Genomic DNA, 2,118 nt, shown 5'->3' with positions numbered 1-2,118 from the left:
TCGGAATCGTCGATCGACTGGTTCTGGCAGACCATGCAGCGCAGCTCGCGCGACAAGTCGCGCGCGCGCGTCTCCTTCGCCGGATCCGACATGATCTCGTCGGGCTGCACGGCATGCACCGCAGGCGAAGCCAGCAGCGCAAGCGCGACGAACGCGGCCATCATCCGGCGCATCGGATCACTCCGCCGGCTGCAGGCGCTGCTTGGCCCGCGCCGGTTTTGGCGCGCCGACCCGCAGGCGGCGGTCGGACAGCGACAGCACGCCGCCGAAGGCCATCAGCACCGGACCCCACCAGATCAGCAGCACCAGCGGCTTGTGATAGATGCGCACCGCAATCGCGCCCTCAGCGTTGGCATCGCCCAGCGAGATGTAGAGCTGGCTGGCACCACGGGTCAGCAGCGCGGCCTCCGTGGTGGAGGAGCCGCGGGTGGTGAAGCTGCGCTTGGACGGCGTCATGACGCTCAGCGCCTCACCGTTGCGGCTGACGTTGAACTCGGCGATCATCTCGCGGTAGTTAGGGCCCTGACGCTGAAACAATCCGTCGAGCTTGACGTCGTAGCCGGCGACATGGGCGACGTCGCTCTGCTTCATCGTCGCGATGTATTCGCTGTTCCAGGTGGTTTCGCAGACGATCCCGATCAGCGCGACGCCGAGGCCGGCATGCGCCAACGCCGAGCCCCAGGCCGAGCGCGGCAGGCCGCGCGTCCGGTGCAGCACCGTTGCGAACGGCAGACGAACCAGGCCCGTCCGCTCGACCAGATCGGTGACGGCGCCGGCGATGACGAAGACGCCAAGGCCGATCGCGAGCGGTGCGAGCGCGCTGCCACCACGCGTCCAGGCCCAGACGATGGCGACGACAACTAGCCCGGCAACGCCAGCCGCGAGCAGGCGCTGGGTGACGCCGAGCAGATCGCCGCGCTTCCACGCCAGCATCGGCCCGAACGGCACGGCGAGCAGCAGCAGCGTAAACAGCGGTGCGAAGGTGAGGTTGTAGAACGGCGCGCCGACCGACATCTTGAAGTCGGCGAGCATCTCCATCGCCAGCGGATAGAGCGTGCCGAACAGCACGACCGCGCAGGCGACGGTCAGCAGCAGATTGTTCAGCACCAGAGCGCCCTCGCGCGAGATCGGCGCGAACAGGCCGCCCTGCTTCAACGACGTCGCGCGGCCCGCGAACAACGACAGGCTGCCGCCGATGAACAGGCAGAGGATCAGCAGGATGAACACGCCGCGGGTCGGATCGGTGGCGAAGGCATGCACGGAGGTAATGACGCCGGACCGCACCAGGAAGGTGCCGAGCAGCGACAGCGAGAAGGTCAGGATCGACAACAGGATGGTCCAGACCTTCAGCGCGTTGCGCTTCTCCATCACCAGCGCCGAATGGAGCAGCGCGGTGCCGGCAAGCCACGGCATCAGCGAGGCGTTCTCGACCGGATCCCAGAACCACCAGCCGCCCCAGCCGAGTTCGTAATAGGCCCAGTAGGAGCCCATCGCGATGCCGAGCGTCAGGAAGATCCACGCAACCAGCGTCCACGGCCRCACCCAGCGCGCCCACGCGGCGTCGATCCGTCCCTCCATCAGCGCCGCGATGGCAAAGGAGAACGAGATCGAGAAGCCGACATAGCCGAGATAGAGCATCGGCGGATGCACGGCGAGACCGATGTCCTGCAGCACCGGATTGAGATCGCGTCCCTCGATCGGCGGGCTGGCGATACGCAGGAACGGGTTCGAGGTCACCAGGATGAAGAGATAGAAGGCGCTGGCGATCCAGGCCTGCACGGCGAGCACATGCGCGCGCAGCGACAGCGGCAAATTGTTGCCGAACGCCGCGACCAATCCGCCGAACAGCGCCAGGATCGACACCCACAGCAGCATCGAGCCTTCATGGTTTCCCCACACGCCGGTGATCTTGTAGAGCAGCGGCTTCATGGAGTGGGAATTCTCGTAGACGTTGGCAACGGAGAAATCCGAATTCACATGCAGCATCACCAGCTCCACAAACGAGGCGCCGACGAACAGCAACTGCGCCAGCGCTGTGAAGCGCGCGACGTTCATCAGCGCATCGTCGCGCAGCCGCGCGCCGATCAGCGGCAAGATGGATTGGATCAGCGCCAGCCC

The 2,118-nt window shown here is 66.2% G+C and carries 2 protein-coding genes; both read right to left on the bottom strand.

The features are described from left to right. On the bottom strand, positions 1 to 173 hold a 173-nt coding region (locus AC1D00_RS38135; RefSeq protein ID WP_477014224.1), incomplete at its 3' end, for a cytochrome c-type biogenesis protein. 4 nt (positions 174 to 177) lie between these two features. Then, the coding region (locus tag AC1D00_RS38130) for a heme lyase CcmF/NrfE family subunit (RefSeq protein WP_477014223.1) at positions 178 to 2,118 on the bottom strand (1,941 nt) is incomplete at its 5' end.

Source organism: Bradyrhizobium sp. P2_E8, assembly GCF_056403875.1.
The sequence above is the reverse complement of the archived record's forward strand: the minus strand, read 5'-3'. Positions and strand labels throughout refer to the sequence as shown.